Source organism: Modestobacter sp. L9-4 (assembly GCF_019112525.1).
Classification (GTDB): Bacteria; Actinomycetota; Actinomycetes; order Mycobacteriales; family Geodermatophilaceae; genus Modestobacter.
Genome location: NZ_CP077800.1, coordinates 1,072,289 through 1,090,393 on the forward strand (window position 1 = coordinate 1,072,289; position 18,105 = coordinate 1,090,393).

19 protein-coding genes are annotated in these 18,105 nt (G+C 73.1%); 4 read left to right on the top strand and 15 right to left on the bottom strand.

Translation table 11 applies throughout. The features are described from left to right. The first annotated feature begins 38 nt into the window (after positions 1-38). Complete coding sequence (locus KUM42_RS04960; RefSeq protein ID WP_237495471.1) at positions 39-623, top strand: pentapeptide repeat-containing protein; 585 nt, start codon at positions 39-41, stop codon at positions 621-623. Positions 624-1,155: 532 nt separating this feature from the next. Here KUM42_RS04960 and KUM42_RS04965 read toward each other — a convergent pair. Continuing rightward, the gene (locus KUM42_RS04965; RefSeq protein WP_237495473.1) at positions 1,156-1,818 is read right to left on the bottom strand and encodes an RNA methyltransferase; all 663 of its coding nucleotides are present in this window, start codon (positions 1,816-1,818) and stop codon (positions 1,156-1,158) included. Positions 1,819-1,826: 8 nt separating this feature from the next. On the opposite strand from KUM42_RS04965, the gene KUM42_RS04970 reads away from it, so the two are divergent. Further along, on the top strand, positions 1,827-2,975 hold the full coding sequence (locus KUM42_RS04970) for a GNAT family N-acetyltransferase (protein WP_237495475.1): 1,149 nt from the start codon (positions 1,827-1,829) through the stop codon (positions 2,973-2,975). Between the two features lie 58 nt (positions 2,976-3,033). On the opposite strand, the gene KUM42_RS04975 is transcribed toward KUM42_RS04970, so the two are convergent. From KUM42_RS04975 to rpsB, 4 genes are all read right to left on the bottom strand, one after another. Further along, on the bottom strand, positions 3,034-4,128 hold the full coding sequence (locus KUM42_RS04975; RefSeq protein WP_237495477.1) for a phosphatidate cytidylyltransferase: 1,095 nt from the start codon (positions 4,126-4,128) through the stop codon (positions 3,034-3,036). 261 nt (positions 4,129-4,389) lie between these two features. Next, a complete protein-coding gene (gene frr / locus KUM42_RS04980; protein WP_237495479.1) occupies positions 4,390-4,947 on the bottom strand; it encodes a ribosome recycling factor in 558 nt (185 codons plus the stop codon). A gap of 105 nt (positions 4,948-5,052) precedes the next feature. Then, positions 5,053-5,802, bottom strand: a complete 750-nt coding sequence (gene pyrH / locus KUM42_RS04985; protein WP_237496642.1) for a UMP kinase — start codon at positions 5,800-5,802, stop codon at positions 5,053-5,055. A 1,349-nt stretch (positions 5,803-7,151) separates the two neighbouring features. After that, entirely contained in the window at positions 7,152-8,093 is a 942-nt protein-coding gene (gene rpsB / locus KUM42_RS04990) for a 30S ribosomal protein S2 (RefSeq protein ID WP_237495481.1), read from the bottom strand. A gap of 320 nt (positions 8,094-8,413) precedes the next feature. On the opposite strand from rpsB, the gene KUM42_RS04995 reads away from it, so the two are divergent. Together KUM42_RS04995 and KUM42_RS05000 are read left to right on the top strand one after the other, a co-directional pair. After that, entirely contained in the window at positions 8,414-8,926 is a 513-nt protein-coding gene (locus KUM42_RS04995; protein ID WP_237495482.1) for a M23 family metallopeptidase, read from the top strand. A 47-nt stretch (positions 8,927-8,973) separates the two neighbouring features. Further along, positions 8,974-9,525 carry a DUF4262 domain-containing protein gene (locus KUM42_RS05000; RefSeq protein ID WP_237495484.1) on the top strand — a complete coding sequence of 184 codons (552 nt, stop codon included), beginning with the start codon at positions 8,974-8,976 and terminating at the stop codon, positions 9,523-9,525. 11 nt (positions 9,526-9,536) lie between these two features. On the opposite strand, the gene KUM42_RS05005 is transcribed toward KUM42_RS05000, so the two are convergent. The 10 genes from KUM42_RS05005 to rplS form a co-directional block, all read right to left on the bottom strand. Beyond that, on the bottom strand, positions 9,537-10,073 hold the full coding sequence (locus KUM42_RS05005) for a GNAT family N-acetyltransferase (RefSeq protein WP_237495486.1): 537 nt from the start codon (positions 10,071-10,073) through the stop codon (positions 9,537-9,539). A 23-nt stretch (positions 10,074-10,096) separates the two neighbouring features. Next, positions 10,097-10,894: an RNA polymerase sigma factor WhiG gene (gene whiG / locus KUM42_RS05010; protein WP_237495488.1), complete on the bottom strand. Its 798-nt coding sequence runs from the start codon at positions 10,892-10,894 to the stop codon at positions 10,097-10,099. A gap of 48 nt (positions 10,895-10,942) precedes the next feature. Continuing rightward, positions 10,943-11,899 carry a tyrosine recombinase XerC gene (locus KUM42_RS05015; RefSeq protein ID WP_237495489.1) on the bottom strand — a complete coding sequence of 319 codons (957 nt, stop codon included), beginning with the start codon at positions 11,897-11,899 and terminating at the stop codon, positions 10,943-10,945. Positions 11,900-11,961: 62 nt separating this feature from the next. Next, complete coding sequence (gene dprA, locus KUM42_RS05020) at positions 11,962-13,164, bottom strand: DNA-processing protein DprA (RefSeq protein WP_237495491.1); 1,203 nt, start codon at positions 13,162-13,164, stop codon at positions 11,962-11,964. After that, positions 13,161-14,681 carry a YifB family Mg chelatase-like AAA ATPase gene (locus tag KUM42_RS05025; protein WP_237495493.1) on the bottom strand — a complete coding sequence of 507 codons (1,521 nt, stop codon included), beginning with the start codon at positions 14,679-14,681 and terminating at the stop codon, positions 13,161-13,163. The genes dprA and KUM42_RS05025 overlap by 4 nt, the downstream gene beginning before the upstream one ends. Continuing rightward, the gene (locus tag KUM42_RS05030) at positions 14,681-15,064 is read right to left on the bottom strand and encodes a YraN family protein (RefSeq protein ID WP_237495495.1); all 384 of its coding nucleotides are present in this window, start codon (positions 15,062-15,064) and stop codon (positions 14,681-14,683) included. The genes KUM42_RS05025 and KUM42_RS05030 overlap by 1 nt, the downstream gene beginning before the upstream one ends. A 131-nt stretch (positions 15,065-15,195) precedes the next feature. Further along, positions 15,196-15,516 carry a DUF2469 domain-containing protein gene (locus KUM42_RS05035; protein WP_222193846.1) on the bottom strand — a complete coding sequence of 107 codons (321 nt, stop codon included), beginning with the start codon at positions 15,514-15,516 and terminating at the stop codon, positions 15,196-15,198. Then, positions 15,513-16,259 (bottom strand): ribonuclease HII, encoded by a 747-nt coding sequence (locus tag KUM42_RS05040; protein WP_237495497.1) that lies wholly within the window; start codon positions 16,257-16,259, stop codon positions 15,513-15,515. Before KUM42_RS05040 ends, KUM42_RS05035 begins: the two co-directional genes overlap by 4 nt. A gap of 242 nt (positions 16,260-16,501) precedes the next feature. After that, complete coding sequence (gene lepB, locus KUM42_RS05045; RefSeq protein WP_304610747.1) at positions 16,502-17,539, bottom strand: signal peptidase I; 1,038 nt, start codon at positions 17,537-17,539, stop codon at positions 16,502-16,504. Between the two features lie 124 nt (positions 17,540-17,663). Beyond that, positions 17,664-18,020: a 50S ribosomal protein L19 gene (gene rplS, locus KUM42_RS05050; protein WP_163612136.1), complete on the bottom strand. Its 357-nt coding sequence runs from the start codon at positions 18,018-18,020 to the stop codon at positions 17,664-17,666. Between the last annotated feature and the right edge of the window lie 85 nt (positions 18,021-18,105).

Genomic DNA, 18,105 nt, shown 5'->3' on the forward strand with positions numbered 1-18,105 from the left:
CCGCGAGCCCGGGCTGAGCTGCCGTCAGGGGCGGGGCCGTGGGCGGCACGGTGGTGGGTGGTGCGGCGGGGACCAGGACCGGGGACGGCGTCACGACGTCCGGTGTCCCGGGGATCGGCGTCCCGGAGACCGCGACTCTGGTGACCTGCGTCGTGGTGGGCGGCGTCGACGAGGACCCCGTGGCGGACATCGGCGTCTCCGAGACCGGCGTCCCGGAGGTCGGGACCGAGGAGACCGGGACCGAGGAGACCGGGACCGAGGAGACCGGGACCGAGGAGACCGGGACCGAGGAGACCGGGACCGAGGAGACTGGGACCGAAGAGATCGGGACCGAAGAGGCCGGTGTCACGGGAGCCGGTGCCACCAGGGCTGATGCCACAGGAGCCTGTGCCACGGAAGCCTGTGCCACGGGCGCCGACGCCACGGGCGCCGACGCCACGGGCGCCGACGCCACAGGCGCCTGTGCCACGGGCGCCGACGCCACAGACGCCGACGCCATGTACGCGGACGCCGCAGGAGCCGGTGCGACGAGAGGCGGCGCCGCGGACGGCGGCGCGATGGATGTGGGCGCCAGGGGGACGGGCGCCACGGGGACGGGCGTCACCGAGGGCGGCGTCACGTAGGGCGGGGTGAGGGCGGGCGGTGCGTCGGCTGCGCTGTCGAGTTCGGCGATGAGCGCGGCGATGGCCGCGGCCTCCACCTCCCAGGCGGACAGCGCCGGGGCCGCGGGCTCCACCCCCGGCTCCGCGGGACGCGCCGCCGGGGAGCTGACCTGGCCGGGCGCCTCGCCCCGGTCCGCGGGGTGCGCCCACGTGGGCAGCCAGGCCGCGTCCCACGGCTCACCCGCGGGCGGGCCGGCCGGGACCTCCTCGGCGACGGCCGGCCCGGTGGTGGGATCAACGGGCTGCGCCGGGCCGGTGGCGGTCGGCGGGGTCGGCACGGCGTCGACCGGGGTGGAGGGCGCGTCCGGGACCGGGCCGTCGTACTGCGTTCCCGACACGACGGCCGCTCCTCCCCGGCCCGTCGTCCTCCCGGCCACCGGTGCGGCCGGGCCTGAGGTGACGGACCCGCCCGGTGATGGTGCCGGAGACGGCACCCGTCGTCGGGTAGGCGCGGCGTCACGGGTCGATCACACTCCGCTGAGGCCCGCCGCACTCAGGGTATGAACGGACCGGCGTGCTGACGGATCCAACCGTGCATGGCGATCCCGGCCGCCACCCCGGCGTTGAGCGACCGGGTGGATCCGAACTGCGCGATCGACACCGTCAGCGCGGCACCGGCGCGGGCCTTCGGGGTGAGGCCGGGGCCCTCCTGGCCGAACAGCAGGACCGCCCGCTGCGGCAGGTCGACGGTCTCCAGTGGCACGGACCCCGGGCCGGTGTCCACGGCGACGACCACCAGGCCCTCGGCGGCGGCGAACTCCAGCAGGCCGCCGACGTCGGGGTGGTGCCGCAGGTGCTGGTAGCGGTCGGTGACCATGGCGCCGCGGCGGTTCCACCGGCGGCGGCCGATGACGTGCACCTCGGCGGCGAGGAAGGCGTTGGCCGTGCGCACGACCGTGCCGATGTTCAGGTCGTGCGCGAAGTTCTCGATCGCGACGTGGAACGGGTGCCGGCGGGTGTCCAGGTCGGCGACGATCGCCTCGAGGGTCCAGTAGCGGTAGCGGTCGGCCACGTTGCGCCGGTCGCCGTCGGCCAGCAGCTCGCGGTCGAGCCGTGGGTCGGTGGGCCACTCCCCCGGCCACGGGCCGACCCCGACCGAGCCGCCCCACTCGGTGGGACCGGCGTCCTCGTCGTCCGGAGCGGTGGGGCTGGTCATCGCCGGGCATGGTGTCACGGCCCGCCGGGCACGTCCTGCTGGTGACCGACCACGCGGAGGGCCCGCTCCTGCACCTCATCACGCCGGCCGAGTGGCGGGCGGCGCTGCAGACCGGTGCGGTGACCCCACCCTCGTTGAGCGAGGTGGGGTTCGTGCACCTGTCCTCCCCGGCGCAGGTGCACCTGCCCGCCGAGCGGCTCTTCCCCGGACGCCGGGACGTCGTCCTGCTGGCCGTCGACCCGGCGCGGCTGACCGCCCCGGTGCGCTGGGAGCCGGGGGTGCCCGGCGACCCGGCGAGCATGCGCTTCCCGCACCTGTACGGTCCGCTGCCCACCTCTGCCGTGGTCGCCGTCCTGCCCTGGCGGCCGGGGACCGCCCCCGCGCCACCGGACCCCGCGGACGCGACCGGCCGGGCCCGCGCCCTGGACGTCTCGCTGCGCACCCGTCGCGCCGCCCGGGTGGTCGACGTGCCCGGCGGCGTGGCGGTCGCCGACCCCGCCTTCCCGCACTCCCGGGACGACAACCGGCTGCTCGTCACCGACCTGCTCCCCGCTGTCGAGGTGGCCGCGCGCGCCGCCGAGCTCACCACCGCGCTGGGCTGGGCGGCCACACCGGTGACCCTGCTGCACCCGGACGCCGCACCGGTGGCCGCCGAGTTGTCCGGGCAGGGCTGGGACGTGGCGACCACGGTGCTCATGGCCCGCTGGGCACCGTTTCCCGCTGCTGCCGGTGGTCCGGCCGAGGTGGTGCCGCAGCGCGACGTGCACGCGCTGTGGGAGCGGTCCTGGCGACACGACCTGGGGCCCGGTGAGCCGGACCTCGACGAGGTCGTGCGGCAGCTGGTGGGTCGCGAGCACCGCACCGACCGGGTGGTGCGGGTGGTCGACGTGGGCGTCCGCGAGCGCGGCGAGGTGGTGGCTGCCGCGCAGCTGCGGGTGGACGGCGCCACCGCCTCGCTGGAGTCGGTGGTCAGCGACCCGTCGGTGCGGCGCCGCGGCCACGGCCGCGCCCTGCTCGACCTGGCCCTGGCGACCGCGGGCTCGGCCGGCTGCGACCTGGTGGTCCTCGACGCAGCGGCCGACGACTGGCCCCGGCACTGGTACGCCCGCCTCGGCTTCACCGAGGTCGGCCGCACCTGGGACGCCGTCCGCCGCTGACCCCCGGCCGCCGGCTCCCTCTCAGGGCCAGCCGCGGGCGTGCGAGTGGGGGGCGCCGCTAGACCGGGGCGACCGCGGAGAGGATCAGCCAGGCCACCGCGGCCGACGGCAGCAGCGAGTCCATCCGGTCCATCAGGCCACCGTGGCCGGGCAGCAGGTCGCCCATGTCCTTGATGCCCAGGTCGCGCTTGATCAGCGACTCGGCGAGGTCGCCGAGCGTAGCGGTGACGGCGATGGCGACCCCGAACAGCGCCCCGCCCCACCACGGGGCGTGGAAGGTGAGCGTGACCAGCAGGACGCCGATCACCACGCACGCGGTGACCGACCCGGCCAGCCCCTCCCAGGACTTCTTCGGGCTGACCGTGGGGGCCATGGGGTGCTTGCCGAACAGGACACCGGCGGCGAACCCGCCCACGTCGCTGCAGACGACCGTGGCGATGAACGCCAGCACCCGGGCGACCCCGTCGTCGGGGACGAGCAGCAGGACGGCGAACCCGGCCAGCAGCGGGACGTAGAGGGCCACGAGGACCCCGGCGGAGGCGTCGCGCAGGTAGCCGAGCGGTCCGTCGCCCAGCCGCCACAGCAGGACGGCGAAGACGGTGAGCAGGAAGGCGACGACGAGGCCGGAGGGCCCACGCGTCCAGGCCAGCACCACCATCCCGAGGGCGCCGACGAGCACGGGCGGTCGCGGCGGCCGGTGCCCGCCCTTCCGCAACGCCCCGGTCAGCTCCATGACGCTGATCGCGACGGCGACGGTGAGCACCAGCAGGAAGGCCGGGCGCCAGACCAGCAGCGAGGCGAGCACCGCCACGCCCAGGCCGACACCCACCCCGATGGCCGCGGCCATGTCCCGACCGGCCCGGCCGGTCACCCGGGGGGCACCGCTGGGGGTGTCCACGGGTGCCTCGCCGGTCACCTCGTGCCCCGGGGCGTCCGGGACGGCGGTCAGCGGCGGGTCGCCGTCGGGGTCCTCGTCGTCTGCTGCATGCGGGTCGCCGTCGCGCCCGTGGTCGGCGGTGCCGTCCTGTCCTTCGTCCGGCCGCCCCCGCTCATCGGGCGCGGCACCCTCGCCGCCCGCGGCGTCCTCGTCACGACCGGGGTCCTCGTCGGCTCCGGCGTCCCAGCGCAGCCCGACGGTGCCCGGGCCGGCCACCTGCTCCGGCCGCCTGGCCGGGCGGGGCGGGAGCGGGGGCAGCGGTGGCCGTGCGGACGTGCCGGCCCGCACCGCGGGAGCGGCTGCGTCGCCGTGCAGCGGGAGCGGCCCGATGCCAGCGGTCGCGGGACCACCGGCCACGCCCGTCCGGCCACGGGCAGGCTCCCGCCCCGGACTCTGCCGATCGGCCTGCTGCGGCTCGGGACGGGGCGGCTCGGGACGGGGCGGGAAGGAGGTCATGCGAGGGAGTCCAGGACCGGGTCAGACGTCGAGGAGCTCGGTCTCCTTGTTCTTCATCGCCTCGTCGATGCTGGCGACGTGGGCGGCGGTGAGGTCGTCGAGCTCCTTCTCCGCGCGGCGCACCTCGTCCTCGCCGGCCTCGCCGTCCTTGTTGATCCGGTCCAGCTCCTCCTTGGCGCGACGCCGCACGTTGCGGATCGCGACCTTGGCGTCCTCGCCCTTGGACCGGGCCTGCTTGACCAGGTCGCGACGACGCTCCTCGGTCAGCTGCGGGAAGTTGACCCGGATCAGCTGCCCGTCGTTGGTGGGGTTGACGCCCAGGTCGGAGTTGCGGATCGACTTCTCGATCGCGTTGAGCTGGCCGGCGTCGTAGGGCTTGATGACCGCCATCCGCGCCTCGGGCACGGTGATGGAGGCCATCTGCGACACCGGGGTCATGGCGCCGTAGTACTCGACGACGATCTTGTTGAACATCGACGGGGCGGCGCGGCCGGTGCGGACGGAGCCGAGGTCCTCGCGGGCGACCGACAGGGCCTTGTCCATCCGCTCCTCGGCATCGAGCAGGGTGTCGTCGATCACGGGGTTCTCTCCTCCTGCGGCCGGAGCCGCCGTGCTGGCCGTGGGATGTGCGGTTCTCGAGCGGGACGGTGCCCGGCGTGCGCCGTCCCGCTCAGGTGCGACCGGTCAGGACTGGTCGCTGATCAGCGTGCCGATCCTCTCACCTGCCGACGCACGCGCGATGTTGCCGTCCTCCAGCAGGTTGAACACCACGATCGGCATCTTGTTGTCCATGGACAGGGAGATGGCGGTGGCGTCGGCGACCTTGAGCTGCTTGGCCAGCACGGTCGCGTAGTCCAGGTCCTCGTACATGGTCGCCGCCGGGTTGGTGCGCGGGTCGTCGTCGTACACGCCGTCGACGCCGTTCTTGGCCATGAGCAGCACCTGGCAGCCGATCTCCAGCGCGCGCTGGGCGGCCACGGTGTCGGTGGAGAAGTAGGGCATGCCGGCGCCGGCGCCGAAGATGACCAGCCGGCCCTTCTCCATGTGCCGCACGGCCTTGCGCGGGATGTAGGGCTCGGCGACCTGGCCCATGGTGATGGCGGTCTGCACCCGGGTCTCCAGGCCCACCTGCTCGCAGAAGCCCTGCAGGGCCAGGGCGTTCATGACCGTGCCGAGCATGCCCATGTAGTCGGCGTGCCGGCGGTCGATGCCGGTGTTCTGCAGCTCGGCGCCGCGGAAGAAGTTGCCACCACCGACGACGACGGCCACCTGGGTGCCGCCGTGCACGACCTCGGCCAGCTGCTCGGCGATGTTGCGCACGATGCCGCCGTCGACGCCGACGCTGCCACCGCCGAAGGCCTCACCGGAGAGCTTGAGCAGCACGCGCCGGTACCCCCGCCCGTCGGTGGGAGCGGAGGAGGCGGGCGCGAACAGCAGCCCCTCGGGGTTGCCGGCAGGTCGCGAGTCGGTCACGTGGTTCCTCGTCATCGTTCGGTGGGGTGTCGGTCGATCGTGCCGCATGAGCGCGCGGGTAACACACACCACCTCATCACCTCAACTCCTCTCTCTCTCTATCAACCCGACAGGCCACCCGGCCACCGCCCCTTTGGAGGGACGGGGAAGACACACACACACCATCGCGGGTCAGTCGTGGGGGAAATTGCTGTTCTGCACTGAAGAACTAGTATTCTATAATCTATCTCTCTATATCTATCTCTATTGCCGTGTGTCTATGAAGCGCGGGATGATCGTGTCGCACACACACAATTGCTGTAACATAATCTAAAAATCCAATTTATGGGCAAGTGAGTGTGCGATGCGCGTGAGTCATTATTCTGCGCGTGTGAGAGTGAGAATTCACAAGTACGTCGCATAGCCGCCTCATGAATCTAGGCAAAGCAATGCGTAGAGAGAGCGATGGTGTGAGAGGATAGGGATGAAATAATAATGGAAGTATGATAAGGGGAGGCCGCGGACTCTGTATCGTTAATAGCATAAAAATATCTGTGAGATACACACACAGACACGGGTATATGTAGCGCTCTCAATACACCAAGAACATGAATTAATAACACATCAGACAAAAGACTCGCTATACAGAGGAGTCACGCTACTGTCTCTATCTATCTCTATACATGGTCGTGTGCGTGCGCGTGCGCTCGTGAGATACAACGCGCGCGAGAGCAGAGACATTAATAAACATGCGCTCGTGAGCGAGCGCGTGTGAAAGATGAGTGAAACACAGTTATAAGGATGTATACAACAGAAAAATAATATCCCGGGAAAGATATGGAGTAAAGGATATATATGAGGAGAAAGTGAGGATAGAAAAGAATGATAGGGAGAGTCGGAGGGAAGATAAGAGGGGAATGTGAAATAGAAGAGGGAAGAATGAAGTGAAATGATGAGGTAGAATATGTAGTTGGAAGGAGGGGAGTAGTTGAGATAGATGTAATATAGTGATGAGAGAAGGAAGAGTAATATATAATGGGTGGGGGAGTAGATAATTGAGATGGACGAAGGAAATTGGAAAATTTAATTTATAGGAATGGTAGGTTAAGAAATAGAAGAGTATGGAAGTAGTGGTGGAATTATGAAGAAAGGTGAGTAGAGTTTAATGAAGAGAGGAGGGTTGATGATTGTCACTTCCTCTGATCTCGTGGTGGGTGCGGGCTCGGGGCCCCGGGCGGTGCGGGCCCGACGGTGCGGAGCGCGCCCGGCGGGGCCGGGCATGCAGCGGCGCCGCCCCTCACCGCCGGAGCGGGAGGGGCGGCGCCGATGGGTCAGCCGTTCTGGGCGCCCTGGGTCCCGGTCTCGGTGCTGCCGGTGGCCGGCACACCCTCGACCGGGGCGACCTCGGTGGCCGTGACCGCCGGCGCCTCGGCCGGGGTCTCGGGCAGCGGGGTGGCGGTGGCGTCGTCGGCCGGGGCAGCCGCGGCGTCGCCACCGGTCAGCAGCTCACGCTCCCAGTCGGCCAGCGGCTCGGCGGCCGGCACGACGGCGGCGTCCTCGCCACGGCCGGCGTTGGCCTGCGCGGCCGAACGGGCCTGCAGGCCCTCGGCGACGGCGTCGGCGATGACGCGGGTCAACAGCGCGGTGCTGCGGATGGCGTCGTCGTTGCCCGGGATCTTGTAGTCGACCTCGTCGGGGTCGCAGTTGGTGTCGAGGATCGCGACGACGGGGATGTTGAGCTTGCGCGCCTCGCCGACGGCGATGTGCTCCTTCTTGGTGTCCACGATCCAGACGGCGCTCGGCACCTTCTTCATGTCACGGATGCCACCGAGGGAGCGCTCCAGCTTGATCCGCTCGCGGGAGAGGACCAGCTGCTCCTTCTTCGACAGGCTGACCAGCGCGCCGGTCTGCTCGAGCTCCTCGAGCTCCTTCATGCGCTCCAGCCGCTTGTAGACGGTCTGGAAGTTGGTGAGCATGCCGCCCAGCCACCGCTGGTTCACGTAGGGCATGCCGACGCGGGTCGCCTGCTCGGCGATGACCTCCTGCGCCTGGCGCTTGGTCCCGATGAACATGATCGAACCGCCGTGGGCGACGGTCTGCTTCACGAACTCGTAGGCCTGGTCGATGTAACCCAGCGTCTGCTGGATGTCGATGATGTAGATGCCGTTGCGCTCGGTGAAGATGAAGCGCTTCATCTTCGGGTTCCAGCGACGGGTCTGGTGCCCGAAGTGGACCCCGCTGTCGAGCAGGTTCTTCATGCTGACGACTGCCACGTGGCGCCGCCTTCCTTCTCGTGCGCGGCCGGCCGGGGCCGGTCCGCGCTGCTCGGTTGTCGCGGGCACCGTGTGGTGGCCCGCCCTGGTGCCCGCACCGCGCCACCGAACCCGTTCCGGGGAACGGGACCGAGGTGGCGACCGGCCCGCTGCAGCAGCGGGAGGCGGACACGCGAAGTCGGCCCGCCGGAGGCGGACCGCACCGCTGAGCATACGCGGTGCACAGCGGCTCGCGGACCGGGTCGTCCCCAGCCCACCCGTTCGTCCACGTGCCCGTCCTGACGCGGTGCCCGGCGCCGTGGCCGCACCAGGCTGACCGCGTGCCCCTCCGACGTCTGCTGGTCGCCTCCGCCGTGCTGGCGCTGGCCCTGCCCGGCGCGCCCACCGCCTCCGCCGCACCCGTCCCGACCGCTCCGGCGACCGCGCTGTGGGGCTGGCCCTTCACCGGTGGGCCGACGGTGACCCGGCCGTTCGTGCCGCCGCCCTCCCCGTACGCGCCCGGGCACCGGGGTGTCGACCTCGCCGCCGTCCCGGGCCGGCCCGTGCTCGCCGCGGTTGCCGGCGTCGTGGTCTTCGCCGGCCTGGTGGCCGGACGCCCGGTGGTCAGCGTCGACCACCCCGGTGGGCTGCGGACGACCTACGAGCCGGTCGTCCCCTCCGTGGCCGCCGGTCAGGCGGTGGGACTCGGGACACCGCTCGGCGAGCTGACCGCCGGGCACGCCGGCTGCCCGGCCGACGCCTGCCTGCACTGGGGGCTGCGCCGCGGCGGGACCTACCTGGACCCGCTGTCGCTGCTGCGACCACCACGGGTCCGGCTGCTGCCGTGGGGCTGAGCGGTCGGATCGCCGACGGCGGACCGGCGCCCGGCTACGGTCCAGGGGTGCGATTCCGACGCAAGCCCAAGCCGGAGCCCGCGGCCGCGCCCTCCGGGGACGTCCCCGGGACGGACGCCGCGCAGGACCCGAGCGCCGAGCAGGTGCGGCGCGACCTGGAGCGGGTCATCGACCGCTTCGGCTGGGCGGTGCTGCACGGTGGCGGCAACCCCGGCGACCCGCGGTGGTCCACCACCGTGGGGCTGACGGCCCTGGGCCATCCGGAGGTCATCGTGCTCGGGCTGCCGTTCGAGGCCGGCGAGAAGTACCTCAACCTGGTCGGCGAGGCCGTGCGCGGCGGCGCCCGGTTCGACCCCGGCGTCACCACCACCGCGCTGACCGACGCCACGTCCCCGGTGGTGTTCCTGCGGGTGGACGACGACCCGCGGACGTCGGTCGCCGAGCAGTTCTACGGCGCGATCGAGGTCCTGCAGCTGGTCTGGCCCGACTCGACGGGCAAGCTGCCGTGGGAGGAGGGGCACCGCAACCCGCCCGGGGCACAGCCGCTGCTGGGGTCCGTCCCGGGCGCGCCCGGTACTCCGCCACCGCCCGGGGACTGACCCCGCGCGGGTCAGTCGCGGGTGGCGGTGAAGAGCTCGCAGGTCGCGTCGTAGTACCGGTCCGTGCGGCCTTGATGGACCATCCCGATCCGCCGGCACACCGCCTGGGATGCGGTGTTCTCCGGGTGGGTGACCGCGACGACCCGCGGCAGGCCGGCCTCGAGAGCGCGGCCGAGCACCAGCGCGGCGGCCTCGGTCGCGTAGCCGTGCCCCCAGGCGTCGGGGTGGAAGTGCCAGCCGATCTCGACGTCACCCGAGGGCTGCGCGGGCGTCCCGGTACCGGAGGCCGGGATGCTCTTGAGCAGCAGCACGCCGAGCAGGCGCCCGTCGTCCTCCCGCGCCACCGCCCAGACACCCAGCGGGTCCGGCTGCGGGTGGGCCGCCAGCCGGTCCAGCCGCTCCTGGGCCTCGGCGCGGTCGGTCATCACCCGCGGCACCAGCCCGATGTGACGCTGCACCTCCCACCGGGAGTACAGGTCGAAGAGGAAGTCGACGTCGTCGGGCCGCCACCCGCGCAGCCGGAGCCGGGACGAGCGCAGTTCCTCCACCGACCGCCTCCCGTCCGCGCCGGTCAGGCGATGTCGGCGAGCTTGCCGCGCAGGTGCAGGACCGCCTTGGTGTGCAGCTGGCAGATCCGGCTCTCGGTCACCCCGAGCACGCGGCCGATGTCGGCCAGGGTCAGGCCCTCGAAGTAGTAGAGGCTGACGACGACCTTCTCCCGCTCGGGGAGCTGCTCGACGGCGCGGGCCAGCAGCTGCCGGGCCTCACCGTGCTCGGCCATCGCCTGCGGGTCCAGGGCGCTGGTGTCCCGGAGGGTGTCGACCAGGCGCGGGGCCGAGCCGTCGTCGTCGACGAGGAGCTCGTCGAGGGCCACGACGTTGACCAGGGAGAGCTGCCCGAGGAACTTGCGCACCTCCTCGACGTCCATCTCCATCTCGTCGGCGATCTCCTCCTCGGTCGGGTTCCGCTGGAACTTCGCCTCGAGGGCGGCCACCGTGCGCTCGAACTGACGCGCCTTCATCCGCACCGAGCGCGGGATCCAGTCGGTCGAGCGCAGCTCGTCGATGATCGCGCCGCGGATGCGGGCCATCGCGTAGCTCTCGAACTTGATCTCCCGGGAGGGCTCGAACCGGGTGATGGCGTCGATGAGCCCGAAGGTGCCGTAGGAGACCAGGTCGGCCTGCTCGACGTGCGCGGGCAGACCGCTGCCGACCCGGCCGGCGACGTACTTCACCAGCGGGGCGTAGTGCAGGATCAGCCGGTCGCGCAGCCCGGTCTCCCGGTCGACGACGTAGCGCGCCCACAGCTCCGCGATGCCGGCGTCGGGGTCCTCGCTCTGCTCGACCTGCTGCACCGTTGCCTCAGACACCCGTACTCCCCCGCTCGACCGTTGCTGCTGTGTGCACCGCTGTGCTCCTCACGCTCGGGGGTGGGCGCGGGCGTGGACCGCCCGCAGCCGCTCGACCGTCACGTGCGTGTAGACCTGCGTGGTCGCGAGGCTAGCGTGACCCAGCAGTTCCTGAACGCTGCGGAGGTCGGCTCCGCCCTCCAGGACGTGCGTGGCCGCCGAGTGCCGCAGCCCGTGCGGACCGGTGTCCGGGGTACCCGGGGTGGCCGCGATCGCGGCGTGCACCAGCCGCCGGGCCTCGCGCGGGTCGAGTCGCCCGCCGCGGACGCCGAGCAGCAGCGCCGGGCCGCTGGTCGCGGTGGCGAGCACCGGCCGGCCACGGGTCAGCCAGGTCTCCAGCGCCTTGGCCGCGGGCACCCCGAAGGGGACGCTGCGCTCCTTGCGGCCCTTGCCCAGGACCCGCAGCAGCCGGCGGCCGTGGTCGACGTCGTCGACGTCCAGTCCGACTAGCTCGCCGACCCGGATGCCGCTGGCGTACAGCAGCTCGACGACCAGCGCGTTGCGCAGCCGCAGCGCCGTGCCCGCGGCGTCCTCGTCCTCGGCCGGGAGCGCCGCGTGGTCCAGCACCGCGCGCGCCTGGTCGGCGGCCAGCACCCCGGGCAGCGTGCGGTGGGCCTTGGGGCTGGACAGCCGCAGCCCGACGTCCTCGGCGGTCTGCCCGCTGCGCCGCAGGTGGGCGGTGAACGAACGGGCCGAGGCGGCGCGGCGCGCGGTGGTGGAACGGCTGTCGCCACGCGTGCGGCCCAGCGCGAGCCAGCTGCGCAGGGCCGCGAGGTCCAGATCGGCGACGGTCGCCCCACCGCGCCGGACCAGGTGGTCCAGCAGCGACACGACGTCACCGACGTAACCGCGCACGGTGTGCTCGGACAGGTCGCGCTGCAGGCTCAGGTGCTCCTGCCAGCCGTCCAGCGACTCCGCCAGCGCCGGCGGCAGTGCCGCGCGCAGCTGAGCGGATCCGGTGGCCATGGTGGGAGCGTCCGTCGGCGGGCACGGCCGGTCAACGTGGCGCGCCGTGGACCGGTCGTGCGCTACCGATCACGGGGCCGCGGAGCCACCCGCCAGCCGGTGCCGGTCCACTCGACCAGCCCGTGCAGCTCCAGGGCCGGCAGCACCCGCAGGACGTCGAGCACCTCGCACCCGGCCACGCTCGCCAGCCGCTCCGGGGGCACCCCGACCCGCACCGGGCAGGCGTCCAGCACCCGCCGGGCGACGTCGGACAGCGAGTCGGCGACGGACGCCGGCCCGTGCACCGGCGCGGCGAGGTCCTCCCCGATCCGGCCCACCGCCTCCACCACCTGGGCCGCGGACGTGACCAGCCTGGCCCCGCGCTCGCTGTCCCGCAGCAGCTCGTGGCACCCCACGCTCATGGCACTCGTCACCGGCCCGGGGACAGCCATCACCGACCGCCCGAGGTCGCGTGCCCGGTGGGCCGTCGCCTGTGCGCCGGACCGGGCCGCGGCCTCCACCACCACGGTGCCCCGGGTGAGGGCGGCGATGAGCCGGTTGCGCACCAGGAACCGGTGCCGCAGCGGGGCGCAGCCCGGCGGCCACTCGCTGACCAGCAGCCCGTCCTCGAGCACCCGAGCGAACAGTGCCGAGTGCCCGCTCGGGTAGGCCCGGTCGACCCCGCAGGCCAGGACGACGACGGTCGGCGCCCCGGCGGCCAGCGAGCCGCGATGGGCGGCGGCGTCGATGCCGAACGCACCGCCGGAGACGGTGGTCCAGCCCCGCTCCCCCAGCCCGTGCGCCAGCTCGGCGGCGACGTGCTCGCCGTAGGCGGTCGAGGCCCGGGAACCGACCAGCGCCACCGACCGGTCCACGAGCTCGTCGAGCGGGTGGTCGCCGCGCACCCAGAGGGCCAGCGGGGGCACCAGGGACGTCGTGCGGTCCCGCGGGCGGTCACCGTCCTCGGCCTGCTGCTCCAGCGCCCGCAGTGTCAGGCAGTGCAGCGCAGCGGCCGGCCACTCGGCGTCCTCGGGGGCGACCAGACGGCCACCGGCGCGCTGTACGCGGGCGAGGTCGCCCAGGCTGAGGTCCTCCTGGGCCCGGGCACCGACCAGCGCCTGCACCGCCCGCGGTGCGCGGCCGGCGCGCAGGGCCGCCGCGGCCACGACCGGCCCGGCCTCGCTCACGAACTGCCACATGGCGACCGAGCCGGGTTCGACCGCGCGAGACAACCAGGCCCGCGCCAGCCGCACCTCGGCGGGCACCTCTCCCCCACCGGCGGTCATGCCGCCACCCGCTGGAGCCGCATCCCGAGGGCCTCGGCGACGTCGTCGGCGCTGGGCACCGTGCGTCCTGCCAGGTCCGCGACGGTCCAGGCGACCCGCAGCACGCGGTCGAAGCCGCGCACGGAGATCGACCCCCGCTCGAGCGCCCGCTCGGCCAGGGCCAGCGACGCCCGGGAGGGCCGCCAGCGCTCGCGGAGGAGCCGGCCCGGGACCTGGCCGTTCACCGACAGCCCGGTGCCGGCCATCCGCTCGGCGGCGACCGCCCGCGCCCGGTGCACCCGCTGGGCCACCGCAGCAGTGGGCTCGGGGTCGCCCGTGCCGTCGAGCCAGGCGGCCCGGGTGACCGGCGGCAGGGTGACCCGCAGGTCGATGCGGTCCAGCAGCGGCCCGGACAGCCGTGACTGGTAGCGGCGGCGCTCCAGCGGGCTGCACGTGCAGGCGGTGTCGCCGGCCGCGCTCGCGCACGGGCAGGGGTTGGCTGCCAGCACGAGCTGCGCCCGGCACGGGAACGTCGCCGAGCCGCTGGCCCGGTGGATGGTCACCTCGCCGCGCTCCAGCGGCTGGCGCATCGTGTCCAGCACGGTGCGCGCGAACTCGGGCGCCTCGTCCATGAACAGCACGCCGAGGTGGGCGCGGGACAGTGCACCGGGGCGGATCTGCCCGGAACCACCACCGACCAGGGAGGCCATCGTCGCGGAGTGGTGCGGCGCCTCGAACGGCGGCCGGGTCACCAACGGCGCGCCGGGTGGCAGCGTCCCGGCGATCGAGGCGATGGCGGTCACCTCCAGGGCCGCGCGCTCGTCCAGGGGCGGCAGCAGGCCGGGCAGCCGCTCGGCGAGCATGGTCTTGCCCGCACCGGGCGGCCCGGCCAGGAACAGGTGGTGCCCGCCGGCCGCAGCGACCTCCACCGCCCGGCGGCCGGCCGCCTGCCCGACGACGTCGGCGAGGTCGGGGCCCGGCGGCGCGGCGGCGGTGTCCCCACGCTCGTGCGGGGACAGTGGTGAGCGGCCGGCCAGGTGCGCCACCACCTCGCCGAGGCTGCCGGCGGCCAGCACCTCGATGCCCTCCACCAGCCCCGCCTCGTCGGCGTTGTCCCGCGGGACGACGACCTGCCGATGACCGGCGGCCGCGGCGGCGAGCACCGCCGGGAGCACGCCGCGCACCGCGCGCAGCGTCCCGTCCAGGCCCAGCTCGCCCAGGAGCACCAGGTCGCCGACGCGTGCCGCGGGCAGCACGCGCGCCGCGGCCAGCACGGCCACGGCCAGGGCCAGGTCGAACCCGCTGCCCTGCTTGGGCATCGCCGCCGGCGACAGCCCGATGGTCACCCGGCGCAGCGGGAAGTCGTGGCCGCTGTTGACCACCGCGGCGCGGACCCGGTCCACCGACTGGCGCACCACGGCGTCGGGCAGCCCGACCAGCACGACGGTGGGGACACCGGCCGCCAGGTCGACCTCCACCTCGACCATCGCCCCGCGCACACCGACCAGCCCCACCGACCACGTACGGGCCAGGCTCATCAGAACGCGTTCCGCAGGTGGGTGACCTGCGGCCGGCCGACGGCGGGGACCTGCACTCCCACCACGTCGAAGCGCAGGTCGGGGGCGTGGTGGTCGTGGGCGGAGAGCCAGGCGCTGGCCAGGACCCGCAGCCGGCGGCGCTTGGCCGCGGTGACGGCCTCGGCCGGGGAGCCGAAGCCGCTGCCGGTCCTGGTCTTGACCTCGCAGAAGACGAGTGCGTCCCCGTCGCGGGCGACCAGGTCGAGCTCACCGTCGCGGCAGCGCCAGTTGCGGTCGAGGACCGTCAGCCCGGCGTCGGTGAGCACGCGCGCGGCCACCCGCTCGCCGTAGGCGCCGAGCGCGGCACGCCGGCCGGGCGGGGAGGTGTTCTGGGGAGTGGGCACCCCAGGACCGTCGCCGGTCCGTGACCGGTCCCGCCAGGACCTGAGCGGGTCTGTGGACGACGCCCCCGGCTGTGGACGACGACCGGCCGGCCTGGGTCAGCCGCGGGGAGGCTGACCCGGTGGAGCGCAGGTCAGGGCAGGCGCGGGTTGTCGGGCAGCTCGAGGTCGGGCTTGTCCAGCTCCTCGACGTTGACGTCCTTGAACGTCACGACCCGCACGTTCTTCACGAAGCGGGCGGGGCGGTACATGTCCCACACCCAGGCGTCGGAGAGCCTCAGCTCGAAGAACACCTCTCCCCCGGCGTCACGGACCTGGAGGTCGACGCTGTTGGCCAGGTAGAAGCGCCGCTCGGTCTCCACGACGTAGGAGAACTGGCGGACGATGTCCTTGTACTCGCGATAGAGCTGCAGCTCCATCTCGGTCTCGTACTTCTCGAGGTCCTCGGTGCTCATCGCGCGTGCTCCATCGGTGCCGGGGACGTCAGTGCCGCGACCGGGGACCCGGGCGGCACCGGTCCATCATCGTGCATGGCGGGCGCTGCCGACACCGGCCCCGTGCGCGCCGCGTGCGCGTCCCGGGCGCGGGCCACGTTGACGAAGCGCATCCGGTGCTCGCTGCACGGGCCGTGGCGGTCGAGGGCCGCGCTGTGCACGTCGGTGATGTAGCCCTTGTGCTCGGCGAAGCCGTACTCGGGGAAGCGTCCGTCCAGCTCGACCATCACCCGGTCGCGCGTCACCTTGGCCAGCACCGACGCCGCCGCCACGCAGGCCGCGACCCGGTCGCCCTTCCAGACCGCGAGCGAGGGCTGGGACAGCCCGCTGACCGGGAACCCGTCGGACAGGACGTAGTCCGGCCCGGGCTCCAGCGCGCGGACGGCGCGGCGCAGCGCCTCGATGTTGGTCACGTGCATCCCCCGGGCGTCCAGCTCGCCCACGGGGACCGACACCACCGACCAGGCCACGGCGCGGTCGACCACCTCGGCGTAGACCTCCTCGCGCGTGGCGGGGTTGAGCAGCTTGGAGTCCGCCAGCCCCGGCACCCGCCCGCGCCGACCGGCGGGCAGCACGCAGGCCGCGGCCACCAGCGGTCCGGCGCAGGCGCCACGGCCGGCCTCGTCGGTGCCGGCGATGGCGGTGAAGCCGCGGCGACGCAGCTGACCCTCCATGGCCCAGAGCTCGTCACGACCCTCGTCCACCACCGTGCGGCGGGGACGGGGTCCGGCGGGGAGGGGTCGGGCAGCCATCGCCTGCCGACACTACGTCGGCGCACCGGGCCCGTCAGTGTCCGCTGGAACACCCCGGCACCGAGGGTGGCGAGCCGGTCCCCGGGGGAACGGGGACCGGCTCGCCGTCCGTCCCATCGGACGGTGCGGTGTGGTCCCGGAGCCGTGCGCTCAGGCGTCTCCCCCGGGCGGAGGAGGACGGCGCCGGACCGCCCTCAGCGCGGGTCGGTCTCGCGGCCGGGGCGGGTGTGCGCCGGCCGCCGGATGCGCCGCCACCCGGTGCGGGGCGGACGGCGGGAGGGCCCGGTCAACCGCGCCCTGCGCAGCCGCAGCCGACGACGTCCGGCCGTGAGCGGCACCGCACCGGCCAGCCCGAGCACGTACGGGACGGCGAGCGCGGCCGCGCCCTGCACCGGCTGCTGGACGTCGCCCACGCCGGGCGCCGCCTGGCCCTGGGCCTGCTGCGGCTGGATGTGCGGTGCGTGCAGCACCCCGAACCGGTCGATCGGCCAGACGATCAGCGCGGCCTTGCCGATGACGTCGTCCACGGCGATGGTGCCGGCGTACTGGTCCTGCATGTGCGCCTTGGAGTCCGCCGACGCCGAGCGGTGGTCGCCCATCACCCACAGCCGCCCCTCGGGGACGACGACCGGGCTGAACTCGCGGCCGGCCTGGCCACCGGCACCCAGCGGGGAGTTCTGGTAGATGTACGGCTCGTCCAGCGGCTGCCCGTCGACCAGCACCCGGCCCTCGGAGTCGCAGCACTCGACCGTCTGCCCGGCGGTGGCGATCACGCGCTTGACGTAGTCGTCCTCGCTCGGCGGCGCGACGCCGATGGCGCGGCCCACGGTCAGCAGCGCACCGGAGACCCAGTTGCCCGGCTCCGCGACCGAGATCTCCGGGGACCAGGTGTCGGGCCCGCGGAACACCACGATGTCGCCGGGCCGCGGCTCGCCGAACCAGTAGGGCACCTTGTTGACCAGCACGCGGTCGCCGGTACAGCCGGTGCAGCCGTGCAGCGTCTGCTCCATCGACCCCGAGGGGATGAAGAAGGCCTGCACCAGGAAGGTCTTGACCACCAGCGCCAGCACGAAGGCGATCACCAGCAGCACCGGCAGCTCGCGCAGCAGGGAGCCCTTCTTCACCGCCGCGTGGTTGCCTCGACCGCTGGCAGCCGATGCCCCACCGGAGGCGGGGTCGGTGGGCTCGCCGGGACGGGGGTCGGCCGGCTCATCAGGCCCGTGCGTGCTCATCACGGCCCAGCGTACGGTCCGCCGTCCCGGGCCACCGGCGACCCGCCCGCCGGCCGCGCCCGACCCGGAGACACGACCGGCCCGGCTGCGGAGCGCAGCCGGGCCGGTCGGGACGTGCAGTGGGTCAGCGGGAGACGATCTCGCGCTTCTCCTTGATCTTGGCCTTCTTGCCGCGCAGCTCGCGGAGGTAGTACAGCTTGGCCCGGCGGACGTCACCGCGGGTCAGGACCTCGATCTTCTCCAGCACGGGGGTGTGCACCGGGAAGGTGCGCTCCACGCCGACGCCGAAGCTGACCTTGCGGACGGTGAAGGTCTCGCGGATGCCGCCACCCTGGCGCCGGATGATCACGCCCTGGAACACCTGCACACGGGAGCGCGTGCCCTCGATGACCCGCACGTGCACCTTCACGGTGTCGCCGGGGCGGAAGGTGGGGATGTCGTCGCGCAGCGACACGTTGTCGAGGGCGTCCAGGGTGTTCATCGCAGCAGTCCTCAGTTCTAGCGGAAAGTCGTCGTGGTACGGGCAGCGGTGTCCCGGTGCCTCAGTACCGGGTGGCTGCGCTCCA